Source organism: Streptomyces sp. NPDC102283, from assembly GCF_044766265.1.
Taxonomy (GTDB): domain Bacteria; phylum Actinomycetota; class Actinomycetes; order Streptomycetales; family Streptomycetaceae; genus Streptomyces.
This window is the reverse complement of record NZ_JBIWLQ010000029.1, coordinates 55248-77096: the sequence shown is the minus strand read 5'-3', so window position 1 is coordinate 77096 and position 21849 is coordinate 55248. Positions and strand designations below refer to the sequence as shown.

The 21849-nt window shown below is 72.3% G+C and carries 10 protein-coding genes; 8 read left to right on the top strand and 2 right to left on the bottom strand.

All coding sequences use genetic code 11. The features are described from left to right. Positions 1 to 11460 (bottom strand): type I polyketide synthase (locus ACIRJT_RS36525; protein WP_403918276.1); only part of this gene is annotated, 11460 nt, incomplete at its 3' end. Between the two features lie 360 nt (positions 11461 to 11820). On the opposite strand from ACIRJT_RS36525, the gene ACIRJT_RS36520 reads away from it, so the two are divergent. The 7 genes from ACIRJT_RS36520 to ACIRJT_RS36490 all read left to right on the top strand — a co-directional run bounded on the left by ACIRJT_RS36520 (position 11821) and on the right by ACIRJT_RS36490 (position 19319). Beyond that, positions 11821 to 12222, top strand: a complete 402-nt coding sequence (locus ACIRJT_RS36520; protein WP_403918273.1) for a YybH family protein — start codon at positions 11821 to 11823, stop codon at positions 12220 to 12222. A 66-nt stretch (positions 12223 to 12288) separates the two neighbouring features. Next, positions 12289 to 13464, top strand: coding sequence for an acyl-CoA dehydrogenase family protein (locus ACIRJT_RS36515; protein WP_403918270.1), 1176 nt, complete (start codon positions 12289 to 12291; stop codon positions 13462 to 13464). Positions 13465 to 13525: 61 nt separating this feature from the next. Then, complete coding sequence (locus ACIRJT_RS36510; protein WP_403918268.1) at positions 13526 to 14425, top strand: NAD(P)-dependent oxidoreductase; 900 nt, start codon at positions 13526 to 13528, stop codon at positions 14423 to 14425. A gap of 336 nt (positions 14426 to 14761) precedes the next feature. Continuing rightward, a complete protein-coding gene (locus tag ACIRJT_RS36505; protein WP_403918265.1) occupies positions 14762 to 16177 on the top strand; it encodes a flavin monoamine oxidase family protein in 1416 nt (471 codons plus the stop codon). Between the two features lie 2 nt (positions 16178 to 16179). After that, complete coding sequence (locus tag ACIRJT_RS36500; protein ID WP_403918262.1) at positions 16180 to 17418, top strand: cytochrome P450; 1239 nt, start codon at positions 16180 to 16182, stop codon at positions 17416 to 17418. A gap of 116 nt (positions 17419 to 17534) precedes the next feature. Next, positions 17535 to 18770, top strand: coding sequence for an MFS transporter (locus tag ACIRJT_RS36495; RefSeq protein WP_403918259.1), 1236 nt, complete (start codon positions 17535 to 17537; stop codon positions 18768 to 18770). A gap of 144 nt (positions 18771 to 18914) precedes the next feature. Continuing rightward, positions 18915 to 19319, top strand: a complete 405-nt coding sequence (locus ACIRJT_RS36490; protein WP_403918256.1) for a YybH family protein — start codon at positions 18915 to 18917, stop codon at positions 19317 to 19319. 86 nt (positions 19320 to 19405) lie between these two features. Here the strand turns inward: ACIRJT_RS36490 and ACIRJT_RS36485 are convergent, their stop codons facing one another. After that, positions 19406 to 19963 carry a flavin reductase family protein gene (locus ACIRJT_RS36485; RefSeq protein WP_403918254.1) on the bottom strand — a complete coding sequence of 186 codons (558 nt, stop codon included), beginning with the start codon at positions 19961 to 19963 and terminating at the stop codon, positions 19406 to 19408. A gap of 188 nt (positions 19964 to 20151) precedes the next feature. On the opposite strand from ACIRJT_RS36485, the gene ACIRJT_RS36480 reads away from it, so the two are divergent. Further along, a complete protein-coding gene (locus ACIRJT_RS36480; RefSeq protein WP_403918252.1) occupies positions 20152 to 21741 on the top strand; it encodes an aspartate aminotransferase family protein in 1590 nt (529 codons plus the stop codon). Positions 21742 to 21849: the final 108 nt, after the last annotated feature.

The window sequence follows — 21849 nt, the reverse complement described above, 5'->3', positions numbered from 1 at the left end:
GAAGGCGGGGCCGTAGCCGTAGCCGTGCTCCAGCAGCCGCTCGTACACGTCGCCGAGCTCCACCTCCCGCGCCCCCGCCGGCGGCCACACCAGCAGACCTGTGGCATCGCCCTGTTCGGGGGCTGCTCCGGTCAGTGTGCCGGTGGCGTGCAGGACCCAGTCCCGCTCGTCGTCCCCGGCAGGCCGTGCGTGCACGGCGAACTTCCGGCCACCGCTCTCGTCGGCCGCCTCCACCACGACCTGGATCCGCACCGCGTCCCTGTCCGGGAGGGTCAGGGGGGTGGCGAGGGTGAGTTCTTCGACGTGGTGGCAGCCGACCTGGTCGCCCGCGCGCAGGGCCAGTTCGACGAACCCGGTGCCGGGGAGCAGGGCTCCGTCGTGGAGTCGGTGGTCGAAGAGCCAGGGGTGCGAGTGCTGGGAGAGGCGTCCGGTGAAGACCGTCTCGTCGCGGCCGGCGACGCCGACCGCGGCGCCCAGCAGCGGGTGGTCCGCCGCCACCATGCCCAGCCCCGCCGCGTCACCGGCGGCCGTCGTGCCCTCCAGCCAGTAACGGGTGCGCTGGAACGCGTACGCGGGCAGCTCCACGACCCGCGCACCACTGCCCTCGAACAACACCTCCCAGTCCAGAGCGCCGCCCCGCAGGTGCAGCAGGGTCATCGCGGACGTCACCGTCTCCGCCTCCGGGCGCCCCCGGCGCAGCATCGGCGCCACCGCACCGGGCTCATCGGCCAGGCAGTCCCGCACCATCGCGGTCAGTACCCCGTCGGGGCCGAGCTCGATGAAGTCGCTGACGCCCTCCGCCTCCAGGAACGCGACACCGTCGCCGAACCTGACCGCCTCACGGATGTGGCGCACCCAGTAGTCGGGCGAGCACAGCTGCTCATCGGTGGCCCGCGTCCCCGTGACGTTCGAGACGACGGGAATGTGCGGCGTGTGGAACGCCAACCCGGAGATGGCCCGGCGGAACTCGTCCAGGACGCCGTCCATGTGCGGCGAGTGGAACGCATGGCTGACCGGCAGCCGCCGCTCCTTGCGGCCCCGCTCCCGCCACAGGGCCGCCACCTGTTCCACGGCATCCTCGTCACCGGAGACGACCGTGGAATCGGGCCCGTTGAGAGTCGCGACCACCACCGCGCCGCCGTACCCGGCCAGCGACTCGCGGACCTCGTCCTCGCCCGCCCGCAGCGCGGCCATCGCACCATCGCCGCGCGCCGACTGCATGAGCCTGCCGCGCGCGGCCACCAGGACGCACGCGTCCTGGAGGGACAGGACCCCGGCCAGGTGCGCCGCGGTGACCTCGCCGATCGAGTGGCCCAGCAGATAGTCGGGTGCCACTCCGTGGTGCTCCAGCAGCCGGAACAGCGCGACCTCGACGGCGAACAGCGACGCCTGCGTGAACACCGTCCGGTCGATCAGGGCCGCGTCGGCGGACTCCGCCTCCGCGAACAGCACGTCCTTCAGCGCCCGTTCCAGGAGCGGGTCCAGGTGCGCGCACACCGCGTCCAGGGCCCGCGCGAACACGGGCGAGGAGGCATGGAGTTCACGGCCCATGCCCAGGCGCTGACTGCCCTGCCCGGTGAGGAGGAAAGCCGTCTTCCCGCGCCGGGCCGCGGAACCACGCAGGACCGCGGCCGACGACTCACCCCCGGCCAGGGCCTCGAGCCCGCGCAGCATCCCCTCCCGGTCCTGGCCCACGACCGCACCCCGGTGCTCCAGCAGGGCCCGGGACGTGCCCAGCGACAGGGCGACATCGGCGTGGTCCAGCTCGGGGCGCCCGGTGAGATGGGCGTGCAGCCGGGCGGCCTGCTCCCGCAGCGCCTGCTCGTCGTGGCCCGAGACCACCCAGGGCAGCGCACCGCGGAACACCTCGCGCTCAGAGGCCTCCTCGGCGGGCGGCTCCTCGATGATGACGTGCGCGTTGGTGCCGCTGATACCGAACGACGACACCCCCGCGCGGCGCGGCCGCTCACCCGTCGTGGGCCACGGACGCTCGTCGGTCAGCAGCTCGACGGCCCCCGCCTCCCAGTCGACGTGCGGCGTGCGCTCGTCGACGTGCAGCGTCCTTGGCAGCACACCGTGCCGTATCGCCTGCACCATCTTGATCACACCGCCCACACCGGCCGCCGCCTGGGCGTGGCCGATGTTCGACTTGAGGGAGCCGACCCACAGCGGACGGCCCTGCGGACGGCCCTGCCCATAGGTGGCCAGCAGCGCCTGCGCCTCGATCGGGTCGCCCAGCGGCGTGCCCGTCCCGTGCGCCTCCACGGCGTCCACATCGGCCGATTTCAGCCCCGCGTTGGCCAGCGCCTGCTGGATGACGCGCTCCTGCGAAGGACCGTTGGGAGCGGTCAGCCCGTTGCTCGCACCGTCCTGGTTGACGGCGGAGCCGCGGACGACCGCGAGGACGCGGTGCCCGTTGCGCCGGGCGTCGGACAGCCGCTCCAGGAGCAGCAGACCCGCCCCCTCCGACCAGGCGGTGCCGTTCGCCCCGGCGGCGAAGGAACGGCAGCGGCCGTCGGCGGCAAGACCCCGCTGACGGGAGAACTCCACGAAGGTGTTGGGACCCGACATCACGGTGACACCGCCCGCCAGCGCCAGGTCGCACTCGCCCTGGCGCAGCGAGCCGGCCGCCAGGTGCAGGGACACCAGGGACGACGAGCACGCGGTGTCCACGGTGATCGCCGGCCCCTCCAGCCCGTAGGTGTAGGCGAGCCGGCCCGAGACGACGCTGGACAGGTTCCCCGCCAGCAGGAATCCCTCGAACTCCTGGGGGGTCTCGGCCAGCCGCGAGGCGTAGTCGTCGTACATGGCGCCGGTGAACACGCCGGTGTTGCTGCCCTTGAGCGTCGCCGGGTCGATCCCGGCGCTCTCCAGCGTCTGCCAGGCCGTCTCCAGCAGCAGCCGCTGCTGCGGGTCGGTGGCGGTCGCCTCACGCGGCGACATGCCGAAGAACGCGGCGTCGAAGCGGTCGGCGTCGTGCAGGAACCCGCCGTGCCGGGTGTAGGAGGTACCGGGCTTCTGCGGGTCCTCGTCGTACAGCTCCTCCAGGTTCCAGCCGCGGTTGACGGGGAACTCGCTGATCCCGTCCACCCCGTCGGCGACCAGACGCCACAGGTCCTCGGGCGAGGACACGTCGCCGGGGAAGCGGCAGGCCATGCCGACGATCGCGATCGGCTCGTCGTCGGACGCCGTACGGGCCACGGCCACGGCCGCGGCGGCGGGCGCGTCCGACACCTGGCGCCACAGGTAGGCGGCGAGCGCCGCTGCCGACGGGTGGTCGAAGACGGCGGTGGCGGGCAGCCGCAGCCCGCTGCGGGCCGTCAGCTGGTTGCGCAGCTCCACCCCGGCCAGCGAGTCCAGCCCCAGCTCCTTGAACGCACGGTCCGGGTCGACCGCGGCCGGGTCCGCGTGGCCGAGAACCGCGGCCACCACGGCCCGTACGAGCTCCAGGGCGGCCGACCGGCGGGCCTCGTCGGGCAGGTGGGCGACCGACTGCGCCCACGACGAGCCGGCAGCGGCGACGGCGGTGTCCGCCGCCGCGCGGCGCGGCCGCGGCCGCACCAGCGCGCGCAGCAGGGCGGGCGGCCGGCCGGTCCCGGTGCGCAGGCGCGCCAGGTCCAGTGCCGTGGGCAGGAGCAGCGGCCCGCCGTCGGCCAGCGCCGCGTCGAAGAGGGCCAGCCCCTGACCGGGGGTGAGCGGGACGACGCCGGAGCGGGTCCAGCGCGCCAGAGCGGCCTCGTCGAGGGCGGCGCCCATGCCGTGCGTACCGTCCCACAGCCCCCACGCGAGCGAGGTGGCGGGCAGCCCGTCGGCGGCACGGTGAGCCGCGAGCGCGTCGAGATAGGTGTTGGCGGCCGCGTAGTTGGCCTGCCCCGCCGATCCGGTGATGCCCGAGATCGAGGAGAACAGGACGAACGCGGCGAGCGGAATGCCGCGGGTCAGCTCGTGGAGGTTCCAGGCGCCGTCGACCTTGGGCCGCAGCACCGCGCCGAGCCGCTCGGCGTCCAGCGACAGAGCCGTCGCGTCGTCGAGGACGCCCGCCGTGTGCACCACGGCGGTCAGCGGATGCGCGTCGGGAACGGCGGCCAGCACGGCCGCGAGGGCCTCGCGGTCGGCGGCGTCCGCCGCGGCCACGGTCACATCGACGCCGAGCGCGGTGAGCTCGTCCACCAGCGTCCGCGCGCCGGGGCCGGCCGCGCCCCGGCGGCTGACCAGCACCATGCGGCGCACACCGTGCCCGGCCGCCAGATGCCGGGCGAACAGACCACCGAGACCTCCGGTCCCACCGGTGATCAGGACCGTGCCGTCCGGGTCGAGCCCCACGGCGCCCCTGCCGCCGGCACGCACCGCCCGCACCAGCCGCGGCACATGCAGCACCCCGCCCCGGACCGCCAGCTGGGGCTCATCGGTGGTGAGCGCCGCGGGCAGCAGGTCCGCCGCGTCCGCACGCCCGTCCAGGTCGACGAGCACGACCCGCCCGGGGTGCTCGCTCTGCACGCTGCGGATCAGGCCCCACACCGGGGCGGCGGACAGGTCCGGCACGTCCCCCGCGAGCACCGCCACGGCGCCCCGGGTCACCACCGCCAGCCGGGTGTCGGCCGACCGCTCGTCGGCGAGCCACCGCTGCACCAGCACCAGCGTGTCGCGGACCGCCGCATGGGCGGCCCCGGGCGTGTGCCCGGCCGCGGGGGCCACCGTGAGGACGGCGACATCGTGCCCGGCCGCGGGCACCGGCTCCGTCGCACTCACCCCGGCCAGCCGCACCCCGCCGGCCCCGGGCGTGGCCACGGTCGGCCAACTCACCTCGAACAGACCGTCATTGCCGCCGGCCGCGCTCGCCCGCAGCTGCTCCTTGGCGGCGGGCCGCAGCGTCAGGTCCCCGACGCTCACCACGAGCGCCCCCGACGGGTCGGTCACCCTCAGGGCGAACGTGTCGGAGCCGAGCGGGGAGATGCGGGCCCGCAGCACCGTCGCGCCCGCGGCGTGCACGGCGACCGAGCTCCAGCTGAACGGCAGCCGGATGTGGTCCGACGCGCCCTCGCCGTCCGCGGCCCTGAGCACCAGCGGGTGCAGCACGGCGTCGAGCAGCGCGGGATGCAGGGTGAACCGGGAAGCGTCTGCCAGCTGTTCGTCGCCGAGACGGATCTCGGCGAGGGTGTCCTCGCCGTCCCGCCACAGGGCGCCGACGGCCCGGAAGGCCGGCCCGTACGCGTAACCGAGCTCCGCCAGACGTGCGTAGACCTCATCGGCGGGCTCGGGGACCGCACCGGCCGGCGGCCACGGCCCGGCGGCGCCGTCCGCGACGGGCACGAGCGCGCTCAGCACACCGGAGGCGTGCCGCGCCCACGGTCCGGGCTCCCCGCCCCGGTCAGGCCGGGAGTGGACGGTGAACGGCCGGCCCCCCGACGTGTCCTGCGCACCCAGCACCACCTGGACGGCCGTGCCGTGACCGCCGGTCAGGACCATCGGCGCCTCCACGGTCAGCTCGTCGATCCGCCCCGCCCCCACATGCTGGCCCGCGGCGACGGCCAGCTCCAGGAAACCCGTCGCGGGGAACACCACGACCCCGTCGATCGCATGGTCCGCCAGCCACGGGTGAGCGGCCGGCGACAGCTGGCCGGTGAACACCGTCTCGTCGCGCTCGGCAAGCTCGACGGCCGACGTCAGCAGCGGGTGGTCGAACGGGACCAGGCCCAGGGAACGCGCATCGGCGCGCGTCTCGGCGGCCAGCCAGAAGTGCCGGCGCTGGAAGGCGTACGTCGGCACGTCGACGGGCCGCGCACCGCCGGGGAAGAACGAGGCCACGTCCAGCTCGGCGCCCTCGGCATGGGCGCGCGCCAGAGCGGCCACGACGCTGTCCGCCTCGGGGCGGCCCGCCCGCAGCAGCGGCAGCGCGGTGACCTCGCCGCCCAGGACCTCGCTCGCCATGGACGTCAGCACCGCATCGGGCCCCACCTCGACGAACACCGTCGCACCCAGGTCCTTCAGCGAGGTCAGCGCGTCGCCGAACCGCACCGCCTCCCGGATCTGCCGGACCCAGTACTCCGGGGACGTCAGCTCCTCGGCGTCACCGGGCCCACCGGTGACGCCGGACACCAGGGCAATCGCGGGCGGCCGGAAGTCCAGACCCTCGACAGCCTCCCGGAACCGGTCCAGCACACCGTCCATGTGCGGCGAGTGGAACGCGTGACTGACCTGGAGCCGCCGGGTCCGGTGCCCGCGCTCCCGCCAGTGCGCCTCGATCTCCCCGGCCGCGTCCTCGTCGCCCGAGACCACCACCGCACGGGGGCCGTTGACCGCCGCGACGGAGACCCGGCCCCCGTACGGCGCGAGCGACGGCGCGATCTCCTCCTCGCCACCCTCGATCGCGATCATCGCACCGCCGGAGCGGGCCGCCTGCATCAGCCGGCCGCGGGCCGCCACCAGCACCGCCGCGTCGGCCAGCGACAGCACACCCGCGACATGCGCGGCGGCCACCTCGCCGACCGAATGGCCGGCCAGCAGATCGGGCGTGAGCCCGTGGTGCTCCAGCAGCCGGAACAGCGCCACCTCCACCGCGAACAGAGCGGGCTGGGTGTACCGCGTCTCGTGCAGCAGCGCGGCCGCGTCCGTGCCCTCATCGGCGAACACCACCTCGCGCAGCGGCCGCTCCAGGTGAACGTCCAGCGCGGCGAAAGCCGCGTCCAGAGCCGCGGCGAACACCGGGTACGCACCGTACAGCTCCCGGCCCATGCCCAGACGCTGGGCGCCCTGACCGGTGAACAGGAACGCCGTCCTGCCCATGCGCGACGCGTCGCCGCTCACGGCGTTCGGCGCGTCCCGGCCCCGGCCGAGCGCGTCGAGTCCGGCCAGGAAGTCCGCGGCGTCGCGGCCGGTGACCACGGCCCGCCGCGCGAAACGGGTGCGGGTCGTGGCCAGCGAGAAGCCGATGTCCGACAGCCGCTCCCCGGGGGCGTCGGCGAGAAACGCGTGCAGCCGGGCGGCCTGCGCCCGCAGGGCGTCCTCGTCGCGGGCGGAGACCACCCACGGCACCACACCGGCCACGGACCCGGGGGAGTCCTCCCGCACCGGAGCGGACCCGCCGGCGGGCCCCGCCGCGGGCTCCGGGACCGACTCGCCCTGCTCGATCACCACATGGGCGTTGGTGCCGCTGATCCCGAAGGAGGACACCGCCGCACGGCGCGGACGGCCCGTCTCGGGCCACGGCCGCTCCTCGGCCAGCAGCCGCACGGCGCCCGAGCTCCAGTCGACGTGCGGCGTGGGCGCCTGGACGTGCAGCGTCCTGGGCAGCACCCCGTGCCCCATGGCGTGCACCATCTTCAGCACCCCGCCGATGCCGGCGGCGGCCTGGGTGTGCCCGATGTTCGACTTCAGCGAACCCAGATACAGCGGCTCCTCACGGTCCTGCCCGTACGTGGCGAGGATCGCCTCCGCCTCGATGGGGTCGCCGAGCCGGGTGCCGGTGCCGTGCGCCTCCACCGCGTCGACCTCCGCCGCGGACAGCCCCGCGTCGGCCAGCGCCTGCCGGATCACCCGCTGCTGGGACGGCCCGTTGGGGGCGGTCAGCCCGTTGGACGCACCGTCCTGGTTGACCGCGGTGCCGCGGATCACCGCCAGCACCCGGTGACCGTTGCGCCGCGCGTCCGAGAGCCGCTCGACGAGCACCACGCCGACACCCTCCGCCCACGACGTGCCGTCCGCCGCCTCCGAGAAGGCCTTGCTGCGGCCGTCGGCCGCCAGACCGCGCTGCCGCGAGAACTCCACGAACATGCCGGGACCCGACATCACGCTCGCACCGCCGGCCAGGGCCAGCGCGCTCTCGCCCGACCGCAGCGAGCGCACCGCCATGTGCAGGGCGACCAGCGAGGACGAGCACGCCGTGTCCACGGTGACCGCGGGGCCGACCAGCCCGAGCTGATAGGCGATGCGCCCGGACATGACGCTGGGCGCCGTCCCGGTCAGCACATGCCCCTCGACGCTCTGCGGCGCATCCGCCATACGCGGCCCGTAGTCGCCGGCGGTGGCGCCCACGAACACCCCCGTACGGCTCCCGCCCAACGCCTCCGGATCGATGCCCGCGCGCTCCACGGCCTCCCACGCCGTCTCCAGCAGCAACCGCTGCTGCGGGTCCATCGCCAGCGCCTCACGCGGCGATATGCCGAAGAAGCCCGCGTCGAACTGCCCCGCCTCGTGCAGGAAGCCGCCCTCACGCACCGAGCTCTTGCCCGAGCGCCCGGCATCACGGTCGTACAGCTCCGCATCCCAGCCGCGGTCGGTCGGGAACCCGGAGATCGCATCACGCCCCTCGCTCACCAGCCGCCACAGGTCCTCGGGCGAAGCCACACCGCCCGGGTAGCGGGCGGCCATGCCGATGATCGCGACGGGTTCGTCGGCGTCGACCGCAGCGAAACCCTCCGCACCCTCCCGGCCGCCGGAGCCCTCCAGCCGCTCACGCAGATAGCCGACGAGCGCCCCGGCCGTCGGATGGTCGAAGAGCAGACCGCTCGGCAGGGACAGCCGGGTCGCCGCCGCGAGCGCGTCACGCAGCTCCACGGCCATCAGCGAGTCGAAACCCAGGTCCTTGAACGCGGACCGCGGATCGACGCGGCGCCCCGGCGCGTACTCCAGCACGGCGGCGATGTGCGCGAAGACCAGTCCGGCGACATCCGCCCCGCCCGCCACCGCGTCGCCCGCCGTCTCCCGCGCACCCTCCTCGGCGGCCCGCGGTCCCGCAGGGACCGGCTCCGCCACTGGCCGGCCCGCGCCCGTGCCCCGGGCGCGGTCCAGCCAGTGGCGCTCACGCTGGAACGCGTACGTGGGCAGACCGACGCGGCGGGCGTCCTCCTCGCCGTACACGGCCGCCCAGTCGACCTGAACACCACGGACGAACGCCGTGGCGAGCGCGCCGAGCGCGGTGCGCTCCTCGTCCCGGCCCGAGCGCAGCAGCGACACGGCCGCGACCGCGTCCCGGTCGAGCACCGAATCGGCCGCCATCGCCGAGCAGACGCCGTCCGGCCCCAGCTCCAGGAAGGTGGTGACCCCCTCGGCCTCCAGGGCACGGACCCCGTCCAGGAACCGGACCGGCTGCCGCACCTGATCCACCCAGTACCCGGGCGAGGACCACTCCCCGTCCGTGACCGTCCTGCCCGTGACGGTGGAGACCACCGCGATACGCGGGGCGTGGAAGACCACCGTTGCCAGGACCCGCCGGAACTCCTCCTGCATGGGCTCCATGAGCGGCGAGTGGAACGCGTGGCTGACCTGGAGCCGCTTGGTCCTGCGCCCCTGTGCGGCAGCCTCCTCCGCCACCTCCAGGACGGCGCCCTCCTCACCGGCGACCACCACCGCGCGCGGACCGTTCACAGCGGCCAGCCCGGCCCGCCCCTCACGGCCCGCCAGCAGCGGAGCGACCTCGCTCTCGGACGCCTCGACGGCGACCATCGCCCCACCGGCCGGCAGGGCCTGCATCAGCCGCCCGCGCGCCACGACCAGCCGCGCCGCGTCCGGCAGCGACAGCACCCCCGCCACATGCGCGGCGGCCACCTCGCCCACCGAGTGCCCGGCCAGCAGGTCCGGGCGCACCCCCCACGACTCCACCAGCCGGTACAGCGCCACCTCGACCGCGAACAGCGCGGGCTGGGTACGGTCGGTCCGGCCGAGCCCGTCGCCGGAGGCGATGACCTCACCGACCGGCCGCTCCAGAAGCGGGTCCAGGTGCGCGCACACCTCGTCGAAAGCCGCCTGGAAAACCGGGGAGGAACGGTACAACTCCAGCCCCATACCGATGCGCTGCGCCCCCTGCCCGGTGAACAGGAAGGCCAGGCGCCCCGGCTGCACCGAACCCGAGACCAGCCCCGGCGCCGGAACCCCCTCGGCCACCGCGTCCAGCCCGGCGAGGAACTCCTCGCCTCCCGCACCCAGAACCACCGCCCGGTGCTCGAACGCGGTACGCGCCGACGCCAGCGACCAGCCGATGTCCGCCGCACCCCGCCCGGCCCCGGCCGCCAGACCCCCCGCGCCGGCCGACAGGAACTCCCGCAGCCGCCGCGCCTGGGCGCGCAGCCCGGCCCCGGAACGCGCGGAGACGACCCACGGCAGCGCGCCCGGCCGCCCCCCGGCCTCCGATCCGGCCTCCGGCCCGGCCTCCGGCCCACCGCCGCCGCTCCCGGGCCCTTCACCCAGCACGACATGGCAGTTGGTGCCACCCATGCCGAACGAACTCACACCGGCGACCAGCGGCTCCTCGGGGCGGGGCCAGGCGGTCAGCTCCCGCTGCACCGCGAGATTCAGCTCCGCCAGCGGAATACCGGGATGCGGCGTCTCGAAGTTGAGACTCGCGGGCAGCTCCCGGTGACGCAGGCTCAGAAGCACCTTGAGAAGACCGACGACCCCCGCCGCGCCCTCCAGATGCCCGATGTTCGTCTTCACCGAACCGACCCGCACCCCGGGGACCGGGCCGGCGCCGAGCGCCGCCCCCAGCGCGGCGGCCTCCGTCGGATCACCGACCGGCGTGCCCGTGCCGTGCAGCTCCACGTACTGCAGCTGCGAGGGCGTCACCCCCGCCCGCTCCCACGCCCGGCGCAGCACGCGCTCCTGGGCGTCCGCGCTGGGCACCGTCAGCCCCGGCGTGGCACCGTCGTTGTTCACCGCGCTGCCGCGGATCACCCCGTGGACGGGGTCGCCGTCGGCGACGGCCCGCTCCAGCGGCTTGAGGATCAGCACCGCACCGCCCTCGCCGGGCACGAAACCATTGGCACGGGCATCGAACGTGTAGCTGCGCCCGTCGGGGGACAGCGCCCCGAACCGCTCTTCGGTGACGGCGTTCTCGGCGAGGATGTTCAGGTTCACACCCGCGGCGATCGCCGTCGTGGACTCGCCCGACCGCAGACTCTCGCAGGCCAGGTGCACGGCCACCAGGGACGAGGACTGCGCGGAGTCCACGGTCAGGCTGGGGCCCTGCAGACCCAGGTGGTAGGAGACCCGGTTGGCGATGACGCCCCGGTTCAGGCCCGTCATCGTGTGCTGGGTGATGGCCGCGGCACCGTGCTGGTAGAGCAGGGCGGCGTAGTCGTCGCGCAGCGAACCCACGAAGATCGCCGTCCGGCTGCCCCTGAGCCGCGCCGGCACGATCCCCGCGTCCTCGAACGCCTCCCAGACCAGCTCGAGGACCAGCCGCTGCTGCGGGTCCATGGTGGCCGCCTCGCGCGGCGAGATGCCGAAGAACGAGGCGTCGAACGTATCGACCGAAGCGAGGAACCCGCCCCGCCTGCCCGCCCGTTCCTCCTCGGACAGGGACTCCCAGCGGCCCGGCGGAACCTCCGTGACCGCGCTGGTGCCGGTCCGCAGCAGATCCCAGAAATCAGCCGTGCCCACCGCTTCGGGAAGTCGGCAGGACATTCCGATCACAGCGATTTCTTCAACCCGCTTGCCGGTTTCCACGGAGTCGCGCTCGCCTGCCATCACGATCGAGTGCCCCTTCATATTCGACCCCAGCGGGCCCGAATTGTTCGAACGGCCTGTTTGGTGCGTTCTTTACATGCGTCCATGTGTGTGGCACTCATGTTATTCAGTCGCCGCACGAGTCCCTCAACGTCCGGTAATGGCCAGGGAACTACCGGTTGCGAACCCGGTGAGACCAGCTCATTACCGGCCGGTGTGCGGACAATGATCGCCCCGGGGATAGCGTGAACCCGATCGCCGCTGCCCACGGTGCGCAGCGATCCGTACCTCTCGCGGGCACGTCGCCCGGGGGCGGGCGACGTAAAGAAACTTCAGACACCATTCCCGCCCAGGTCCCCCCTTTTTTCGGAGGCTCTCACCATGGCCGAAACCCTGCAGACGACCGAGCACGCCGGCGGCGTCGCCGAGCACCTCGCCCACTTCGTAAGCACCTTCAATTCCGGTGATCTGGCCGGCACCGAAAAGCTCTACACGGAAGACGCGATCTCCGTATGGCAGCCGGGCAATCCGCTGAGCGGCCAGGCCCGCAGGGACGCACTCGCCGAATTCATCGCCATCAAGCCGGTGCTGAACGCGAAGATCCGCGAGTCGTTCGTGACGTCGGACACCGCCCTCCTGATCACCGACTGGACGCTCGACATCCCGAACGAGAACGGTGGCATCGACCACGAATCGGGCGTCGGCACCGACATCCTGCGCCGGGACGAGAAGGGCAACTGGCGCTACGCCATCGACGAGCCCTACGGCGACCCCCGCAACTGAACAGAGCAGCCACCAGCCTTCGCCGCCTCCGCGCGCACCCGGTCGAAAAAAAAAGGGACCCCCGCCATGACAACTGCCCAGAATGAAGCGAACGTCGTCGTGCAGGCGGTGGCGGACATCGTCCCCACCCTGCGTGACAACGGCCAGAAGGCCGAGGAGCTGCGCTGGCTGCCGGACGAGAACATCCAGCTCCTGGAGAAGGCGGACGCGTTCCGCATCGTCACGCCCAAGCGCTTCGGCGGCCTGGAACTCCCGGTCGCCGACCAGTTCCGGGTCCTGGCCGAGATCGGCCGCGGCTGCCCCTCGACCGGCTGGGTGGCCGCGGTGTGGGCGTCCAGCACCTGGCTGATCACCCTGTTCCCCGACCGGGCCCAGGAGGAGGTCTTCGCACACCCCTCCGTACGCGTCTCCGGCGGCTTCACGCCGAACGGGTCGATCGTGCCCACCGAAGGCGGCTACCTCCTCAACGGCAGCTGGCGCTTCAACACCGGCTCCCGCGGCGCCCACTGGAACATCGCCACGACCGTCCTGGAGAAGGCCGACGGCACGCACGAAGAGGTCGTCGCCCTCGTGCCCATGTCCGAGTTCACCCTCGCGGACGACTGGCACACCTCCTCCGCCTCGGCCACCGGCAGCTCCACGTCGACGGCGAAGAACGTCTTCGTGCCGGAGCACCGGGTGGTCCCGTACGCCGACGCGATCTACCACACGGTGGCAGACCGCACCAAGCACGACACCGGCCGGGACTACGGCCTGTTCTCCTACATCCTGACCACGACCGTCGCCACGCTGGTGGGCACCGCCCGCGGTGCGCTGGAGCTGTTCCTGGAGCGCGTCCCCGGCCGCGCCATCGCCTACACCGCCCATGAGGACCAGGCCCAGCACCCGCTCACCCAGATCCAGGTCGCCGCCGCCGCCAACCGGATCGCCGCGGCCGAGGCCCTCCTGACCCGCTGGGCGACGGTGCTGCAGGCGCGGGCCGACGCCGGCGAACTGCCCACCGTCGAGGAGAAGGCCGCGATCCGCGGCGAAGGCTCCTACGCGGCCCAGCTGGCCAAGGAAGCCGTCGAGATCCTCTACCGGGCCAGCGGCGCCTCCGTCATCCAGCGCAGCGTGCCGCTGCAGCGCTTCTTCCGTGACATCGAGGGCTTCTCCCTCCACGGATTCCTGCTGCTCACCTCCAGCCTCGAACTCCAGGGACGCATCCTGCTCGGCATCGACGAGGACAACCCGCTGCTGTGACCCGCTGACACCACCCACCGCCACGACCCGCCGCTGCCAACCACCACCTCGGAAGGAAGACATGAGCACCGACCCCACCGGCACGACCGTCACCCCGGTCACGGTCGCCGGACTGGGCCTGATGGGCTCCGCCCTGGCTGCCGCATTCACCGGCCAGGGCCACCCCACCACCGTCTGGAACCGCACGCCCGCCAAGTGCGCTCCACTGGTGGAGCAGGGCGCCACGGCCGCCGGCACGGTGGCCGACGCCGTCACCGCGAGCCCCGTGGTCATCCTCTGCCTGTCGGACTACGAGGCCGTACGGGGCGTGCTGGAGCCCGTGCGCGAGCACCTGGCCGGCCGTGTCCTCGTCAACCTCACCTCCGGCACACCCCAGGAGGCCCGCGAGACCGCGGCATGGGCCGCCGAACAGGGCGCGCGCTACCTCGACGGCGCGATCATGGCGATCCCGCAGCTGGTCGGCAGCCCCGACGGGCTCTTCTTCTACGCAGGCGACGCCGAGGCGTTCACGACGCACGAGCAGACCCTGCGGGTCCTGGGCGGCAACACCCTCCACCTCGGCGCCGACCACGGCCTTCCCTCGCTCTACGACGTGGCGCTGCTCGGCATGATGTGGTCGGCGCTGGGCGGATACATCCAGGCCGTCGCACTCGTCGGCAGCGAGGGCATCTCCGCCCAGGACTTCCTCGCCTTCTCGGGACAGTGGCTCGACCACGTGGTGAGCCCGATGCTCCCGGACCTGGCGCGGGAGATGGACGAGAGGGCGTACGGCGACGACACCTCCTCCCTCCACGTCAACAAGGACGCCATCGCCCACCTGGTGGAGACCGGCAGGGCCCAGGGGGTCGGCACCGACATGGCCCTGCCCATGCAGGCCCTCATCGAACGCCGGATCGCCCAGGGCCACGGCTCCGACGGTCTCGCGAGCCTGGTCGAACTGCTCAGGAACCCGTCCTCCTAGGGCGCCTTCGTCCACGGAGAGAGGGTGCGGTGACCCCGTGATCACCGACCGGGGACCCCGAACGCGTGAGGGCCTTCCGGATCCGGTGCGGACCACCCGTCCGCACCGGACCGGAAGGCCCTCACGCCCCACCGCGACGCACCTCTGACCCAGACCGGACGTCCCCGCGGCCGGCCCGGGCGCTGCCGCCTCCGCCGCGCGGGGACGGGCGACCGGCCGCACTCCCGCCGACACCCCCCCGCCCGCGGACGGACCACCCGCCGGCCGCGCCCCCGCCCACCAGGGCCACCACCCACCCAGTCCGTCCAGTCCAGTCAGACCTTCCAAGGAGACACGGTGAACCCCGTCATCCCCAGCGGTCCCCAACGGACCAGCCGCAGAGCGCTGTTGAAGGGCGCCGGCGCCACCGGCGCGGCCGCACTCCTCGGCCTCGCCGCGACCAGCCCGGCGCGGGCCGCCCAGCGGTCGGCAGCGGGCGTCTACGACGTGATCGTCATCGGCGCGGGCTTCGCGGGGGTCACGGCCGCTCGTGAACTGCGCCGCAGCGGAAAGAAGGTCCTGATCCTGGAGGCCCGCGACCGCGTCGGCGGCCGCACCTGGACCGACACCTTCCTCGGTGAGAAGGTCGACCTCGGCGGCGCCTGGTTCGACGAGACGCACCCCAACGCCTGGGCCGAACTCCAGCGCTACGCGGTGCCGACGACGACCGACTCCGCACCGGACGCCACCGTCTTCCCCACCGACACCGGCTTTCGCACCTACACACCCGCCGAGGGCTTCGCCCACACCGAGCAACTGGTCACCCCGCTCTTCGACGGGTCCAGGGACTACTTCCCCAACCCCCTGGACCCATGGGCCCGCGAGGACCTGCTGCGCCCGGTCGACAACGTCTCGATGCGGGCGAAGCTCAGCCAGTACAGCCTCTCGCCCGCCGACACGAAGTGGCTGTCGGGCGCCATGGGCGGACTCGCGGGCGGCGCGGCACGCGGCGCGCTGACGCAGATGGCCCAGTGGTGGGCCCTGTCGAACTGGGACTACAAGAAGTTCAGCAACGCCTACTCCGTCCGCCCCGTCCAGGGCACCGTCGCCCTCATCCAGGCGATGCTCACCGAGGCCTCCGCCGACCTGGTCCTCAACTCGCCCGTCGCCTCGGTCACCCACAGCGGCGACCGGGTGCAGGTGGTCACCCGGGGCGGTGTCACCCACCAGGCGGCCAAGGCCGTCGTGGCCGTACCGGTCAACGTGTGGAAGGACATCACCTTCAACCCCGGCCTGCCCACGGTCTACCGCGAAGCCTCCACCGCGACCATCGGCGTGCCCACGGCCAAGAAGCTGTGGCTGCACATACGCAGCGACAAGGGCATGCTCTTCACCCGGGGCGAGGAGACGGCACCCATCGGCACCATCATCCCCTCCTACCGGCTCGGCGACGGCTACCTCGCGTACGCCTTCAGCATCGACCCGGCACTCGACGTCGCCAACACCCAGCAGATCGAAGCCGCCGTACAGCGGTTCGACCCGGGCGCCACCCTCCTCGCGGCCCGGGGCCACGACTGGGGCAACGACCCGTACGCGCGCGGCGGCTGGACCTTCAAGCAGCCGGGCCAGCTCACCCGCACCCTGCGCTCCATCCAGCAGCCCGTCGGCCGGGTGGCCTTCGCCAACAGCGACATCGCGACCGGCTGGAGCGGCTGGATCGACGGAGCGATCGAATCCGGGCGGCGCGCCGCCGCACACGTGGCGGGGGCCTGACGATGACCGGCGGATCCTGCCCGTTCCACGTCGACGCCACCGGCAGCGACATCCAGGGCGAGGGACGGCGCCTGCGCGAACGCGGGCCGCTCGTCCAGGCACAGCTGACCGGGGGCGTCGCGGTCTGGATGGTGACCGACTACGCCCTGTCCATGCGGCTGCTGATCGACCCCCGGGTCTCCCGCGACGCCAATCTGCACTGGCCCACCTGGCAGAAGGGCGAGAGCGAGCTCGCCGAGACCTGGCCGCTCGCCCAGTGGGTGTCCGAGCGCAACATGCTCAACTCCTACGGCCCCGACCACACCAGGCTGCGCCGGCTGGTCGCCAAGGCGTTCACCGCCCGGCGCACCGCCGTCCTGCGGCCCCGCATCGAGGCGATCGTGACGGAACTGCTGGACCGCGTCGCCGCGACGCCGGCGGGGCACGTGGTCGACATCCGCCAGGAGTTCGCCTACCCGCTGGCGATCAGGGTGATCGGTGAACTGCTCGGCATACCCGGCCACATGAGCGACGACATGTTCCGCATGGTCGGCGACATGTTCCTGACCTCCGCTTCCATCGAGGACGTGCAGGCCAACGAACGCGCCCTGTACGCGCTGGTCGGCGACATGGTCGTGCACAAGCGCGAGACCCCCGGCGACGACCTGGTCAGCGGTCTGATCAACGCGAGCGAGGACGAGGAGTCGGCGGGCCTGAGCGAGCTCGAACTGGTCGACACCGTCCTGCTGATGATCGGCGCGGGCCACGAGACCACCGTCAACCTGATCGACCACGCCATCCACTGCCTGCTGACCCACCCCGAGCAGCTGCGCCTGGTCCAGGAGGGCGAGGCGTCCTGGGAGGACGTGATCAACGAGGCGCTGCGCTTCGAGGCGCCGATCGCCAACCTGCCGATGCGCTTCGCCGTCGAGGACATCGAACTGGACGGCGTGACGATCCCCAAGGGCGACGCGCTGATCATCTCCTACGCGGCCGCCGGCCGGGACCCCGCCGTCCACGGCACCACGTCGGACACCTTCGACATCACCCGGTCCACGCGCCGCGAGCACATCTCCTTCGGCCACGGATCCCACCGCTGCATCGGCGCCCCGCTGGCCAACCTGGAGGTATCGCTCGCCCTCTCCGCGGTGTTCGCCCGCTTCCCCGGCCTCAGCCTGGCCCAGCAGGTGCGGCCGATGGAGTCGTTCGTCTCCAACGGCCACCGCGAACTGCTCGTCGATCTGGGCCGGGAAGAGGCGTGACGGCCAGAACCCCCGCACCTCGACGGCCCAGGTGAAACCGCTGGAGACGTACGGCCGGGGCCGCCCGACGCGGCCCCGGCCGTACGTCACGTTGCCGCCCCCCTCACCGTCCCCACATGCTCCGCAGCGGAATTGAGTGCATCGTGTACAAGCGGCTACTCCCCCTGGCGCTGGCCACGTTCGCCGTCGGCACCGACGGATTCGTCATCGCGGGACTCCTCCCCGCCATCGCGCAAGACCTCGAAGTCAGCGTCCCCGCAGCGGGCCAGCTGGTCACCGCCTTCGCACTGACCCTCGCCGTCGCCGCACCCGTCCTGGGCTGGGCCACCAGCTCCATGGACCGCCGCAAGGCGCTGATACTCGCCCTGATCCTGTTCGCGATCGGAAACGCCGCCACAGCCCTCGGCACCACCTACGCCGCCGTCCTGACAGCCCGCGTCATCACCGCGGCCGGCGCCGGCATCATCACCTCCAGCGCCTCCAGCGCCGCGGCCGTGATCAGCCCGCCCGAGCGCCGCGGCCGCGCCCTGGCCTTCGTCCTCGGCGGCCTGACGCTCTCCAGCGCCATCGGCCTCCCGCTGGGCACCCTCATCGGCAGCAGCGACTGGCACATCACCCTGTGGGCGGTTGCCGCGCTCGGCCTCGTCGCCGCCCTCGGCGTCGCCGCCGCCCTGCCGAGGACCATGCTCCCGGCCACGACGTTCCGCGCCCGCGTGGAGCCCCTCGGGGAACGCCGGGTCCTCGGCACCCTGGCCGTCACCATGCTCACCCTGACCGGCGCGTACCTCCTGTACACCTACGTCGGAGCAGCCCTCGACGACACCACCGGCGGCTCCGGGACCACGCTCACCCGGGTGCTGTTCGTGTTCGGACTCGGCGTGCTCGGCGGCAACCTCCTCGCCGGGCGCCTCTGCGACCGCTACCCGGCCGAACGGCTCCTGACCGGCGGCCTCGCCGCCTTCACCGTCGTCCTGCTGCTCGCCCGCCCGGCCATCGAGCACCTCGCCACCACCTTCGTGTGGGCAGCGGTGTGGGGCCTGCTCGTCGGCGTCCCGACCGTGCTCCAGCAGCACCGCCTGGTCGCCCACGCACCCGCGGCGACCCCCGTACTGCTGGGCCTGAACTCCTCGGCCATCTACCTCGGCATCGCCCTGGGCGGCGCCCTCGGCGGCCTCCTCCAGAAGTGGCTCTCCCCGGTGTGGCTGGGAGTCCCGGCCGCCGGCATCACCCTGATGGCGCTGGTCTGGACGCTCGTGAGCGCCCGGAGCGGCAAGCGCGTCACCGCCGCGGACGACCCGGAACCCGCCACGAGCACCGGCCGGCCGCAGACACCGGACCGGTCGAACGCGTGACACAGGCGTGGGAGACGGGAATCGGGAGACTCCACGAATGCACTCCGCCCAGGCACTCACCGGCCCTCCGCGTCAGAAATTCACGGTCCGATGCGATTACCGGTCAGTGGGCGCCGGATGACACCGGCTGAATAGGCTCGGCCCATGACCACAGAAATCAGCCTCGAAGACCTGGTCCTCACCGAAGACCCCATTCAGCAGAGCGATGTGTTCCTGCGCGCTTTCAACACCGGAGACGGCGCGGTGTTCGACTCACTGTACCGGGAGGACTCGATCTCGAATCTCTCGGGCGGCCCGCTGACCGGTGCGGAGCGCACGAAGTCGATTACCGAACTGCTGGCCCAGAAGCCCCGCATGAAGGCCACCTACAAGCGCTCCTACACCGCCGGCGACACCATGCTCGTCGTCGCCGACTACGAGATCGAAATCACGGGACCGGACGGCGAAACCGCGATCATGCGCGGTTCCTGCTCGGACGTCATGACCCGGGACAAGGGCGGCAAGTGGTTCGTCGCCGTCGACCGTCCGGTACCCGCAGAGGCCGACTGACCGCCTTTCACTGAAAACAGGAAAGAGCCATCGTGTGCAGCCCGCACGATGGCTCTTTCCCGTGTCCCGCTCCCTGTCCCGACACGTCAGGAAGGCAGGCGCCGCATCCCGTCGAAGAACCGGCCGCCGAAAAAGAGGAGACCGTCCCGGTCGGCACCGGGGCCGAGCTCGGGGCTCAGGCCGGAGAACAGCACATCGCCGATGAATATCGAGTGGTCGCCCGACTCGTAGGAATCGGCGATCTCGCACTCCAGCCAGGCGAGCGCCCCGGACAGGAGCGGCACACCGGTCTCACCACCGGGGAACCAGTCGACCTCATCGAACTGCTCAGGCCCCAGAGGACGGCTCTTGTCCGCGAAGTACCGCGCCACTGGCCCCTGGTCGGCACGCATGATCGAAACGCCGAAGCGCCGCGCGGACGTGATCGCGTTGTACATCACCGCGCCATGGGAAATACAGCACAGGACCGAGGGTGGATCGAGTGACACCGAACTGAACGCATTGGCGGTCATTCCGTGGATCTGTTCACCACCGACGGTCAGCACGACCACACCGGTGGTGAACTGTGACATCACTTCGCGCAGTGGAGCCGCGGCCGCCGGGTGATCAACCAGCGGAGAGGGGTTCCGCCTGTTGCTTGACATGCCATTCTCCCGTCACATGCGAATTCTCGACACCCCAAAGTATTCGCCCGCCCCTGTCCTCCGGCCACCACCCGGTCATGACCCGGTAATTGACACGAAAATGGACACCCGGTTACCAGGGAAGCCGTATTCGGATACGCCCGCCGATAGGATCGCCGGCGGAGTCCAATGCCAGCGAAAGGGATAGTATGAGTGTCCGGGCAACCGAATGGGAACTGGCCGAACCTTACCTGCGTCAGGTGCTGGCGTCCGCCGGACTCGACATCGAATACGAGGCCGCCGGCGGAGACATCCTGTACCGCCTCGACGAGAACGGTCAACGGGTGCCGGTGCTCGACCTGGTCGGCGGCTTCGGCTCGCTGATCCTGGGTCACAACCACCCGGAGATCGTCTCCCGCGCGAAAGAACTCCTGGATTCCCAGGTCCCCGTACACGCACAGTTCTCACGGCACCCCTACGCCAACGAACTGGCCGCGGCACTGAACACGGTGATCGGGCGTGAATTCCACACGGATGAGCCCTACTACGCCGTATTCGCCAACAGCGGCGCCGAAGCCGTCGAAATAGCGATCAAGCACGCCGAGTTCGACCGCACCGTCAAGCTCTCCGAACTCTCGGAGGGCATCGCCGCGCACATCGACACAGCACGCTCCCAGCTCCGCGGCGGCCGGGCCGTCGTCGACCCCGGCGCCTACGCCGCCGTGGGCATCGACGCCCCCGCGGACCAGCAGGCCGGCTTCGAGGAGCTGGCGGCCGAGGTGAACCGCCGGAACGCGGAGCTGCTCGCACGGCCCCCGCTGTTCCTCGCGCCGGAGGGCTCCTTCCACGGCAAGCTGGCCGCCAGCGTCCAGCTCACCCACAACCCCGCGGTCCGTATCCCCTTCAAGTCCCTGGCCGCACAGGCCCGCTTCATCCCGCTCGGCGACCCCGGAGCGATCAGGAAGGCCGTCGAGCAGGAGCAGACCGCCGCACTGCTCGGCCTCACGCTCGAGGACGGCACCGTCGTCGTCACCGAACAGAGGTTCCCGGCATTCGCCGCCTTCGTCCTGGAACCCATCCAGGGCGAAGGCGGAATCAACCTGATCACCCAGGACTTCGCGGAAGAAGTCAGGCGCGTCAGCGACGAGTTCGGCTTCCCCGTCGTCGTGGACGAGATCCAGAGCGGCATGGGCCGCTCCGGCGCCTTCTTCGCCGCCTCGCACATCGCTCTGCACGGCGACTACTTCACCCTCGCCAAGAGCCTCGGCGGCGGCATCGCCAAGATCTCCGTCACCCTCATCCGCGCATCCCGCTACCGCAGGGACTTCGAGATCGTCCACAGCTCGACGTTCGCGAAGGACGGGTTCTCGACCCACATAGCCCTCAAGACGCTCAGCCTGCTGGAGGCCGACGACGGCCTCGCCTACCGCAGGGCCGCCGAACGCGGCTCCCGCCTCAAGGCGATGCTCGACGCCGTCCGCGCCGACTTCCCCGACGTCGTCAAGGACGTACGAGGACGGGGCCTGATGCTCGGCATGGAGTTCCACGACCAGTCGGACTCGGCCTCCGGACCGATCCGCGAGACGGCCCGCGCGGGCTTCTTCGGCTTCACCCTCTCCGGCTATCTGCTCCGCGCCCACCACGTCCGCGCCTTCCCCACCGGAAGCGCCGTCAACACCCTGCGGCTCGAACCGTCGATCGGACTGACCGACGCTCAGATCGACCAGGTCGAAGAGGCGTTGCGGGCCCTGTGCGCCCTGCTGCGCGACCAGGACGGACAGCGGCTCACCCAGAGCTGAAGCCCCCCGCACACAGGGCGGGCCCCCCGGTGCCGAGAGAGCTGCCCGACAGCTCGACTCCCCACCGGGGGGCCTCGTCCGTCCGCGCGGGATGCCGGCGGACCCGCA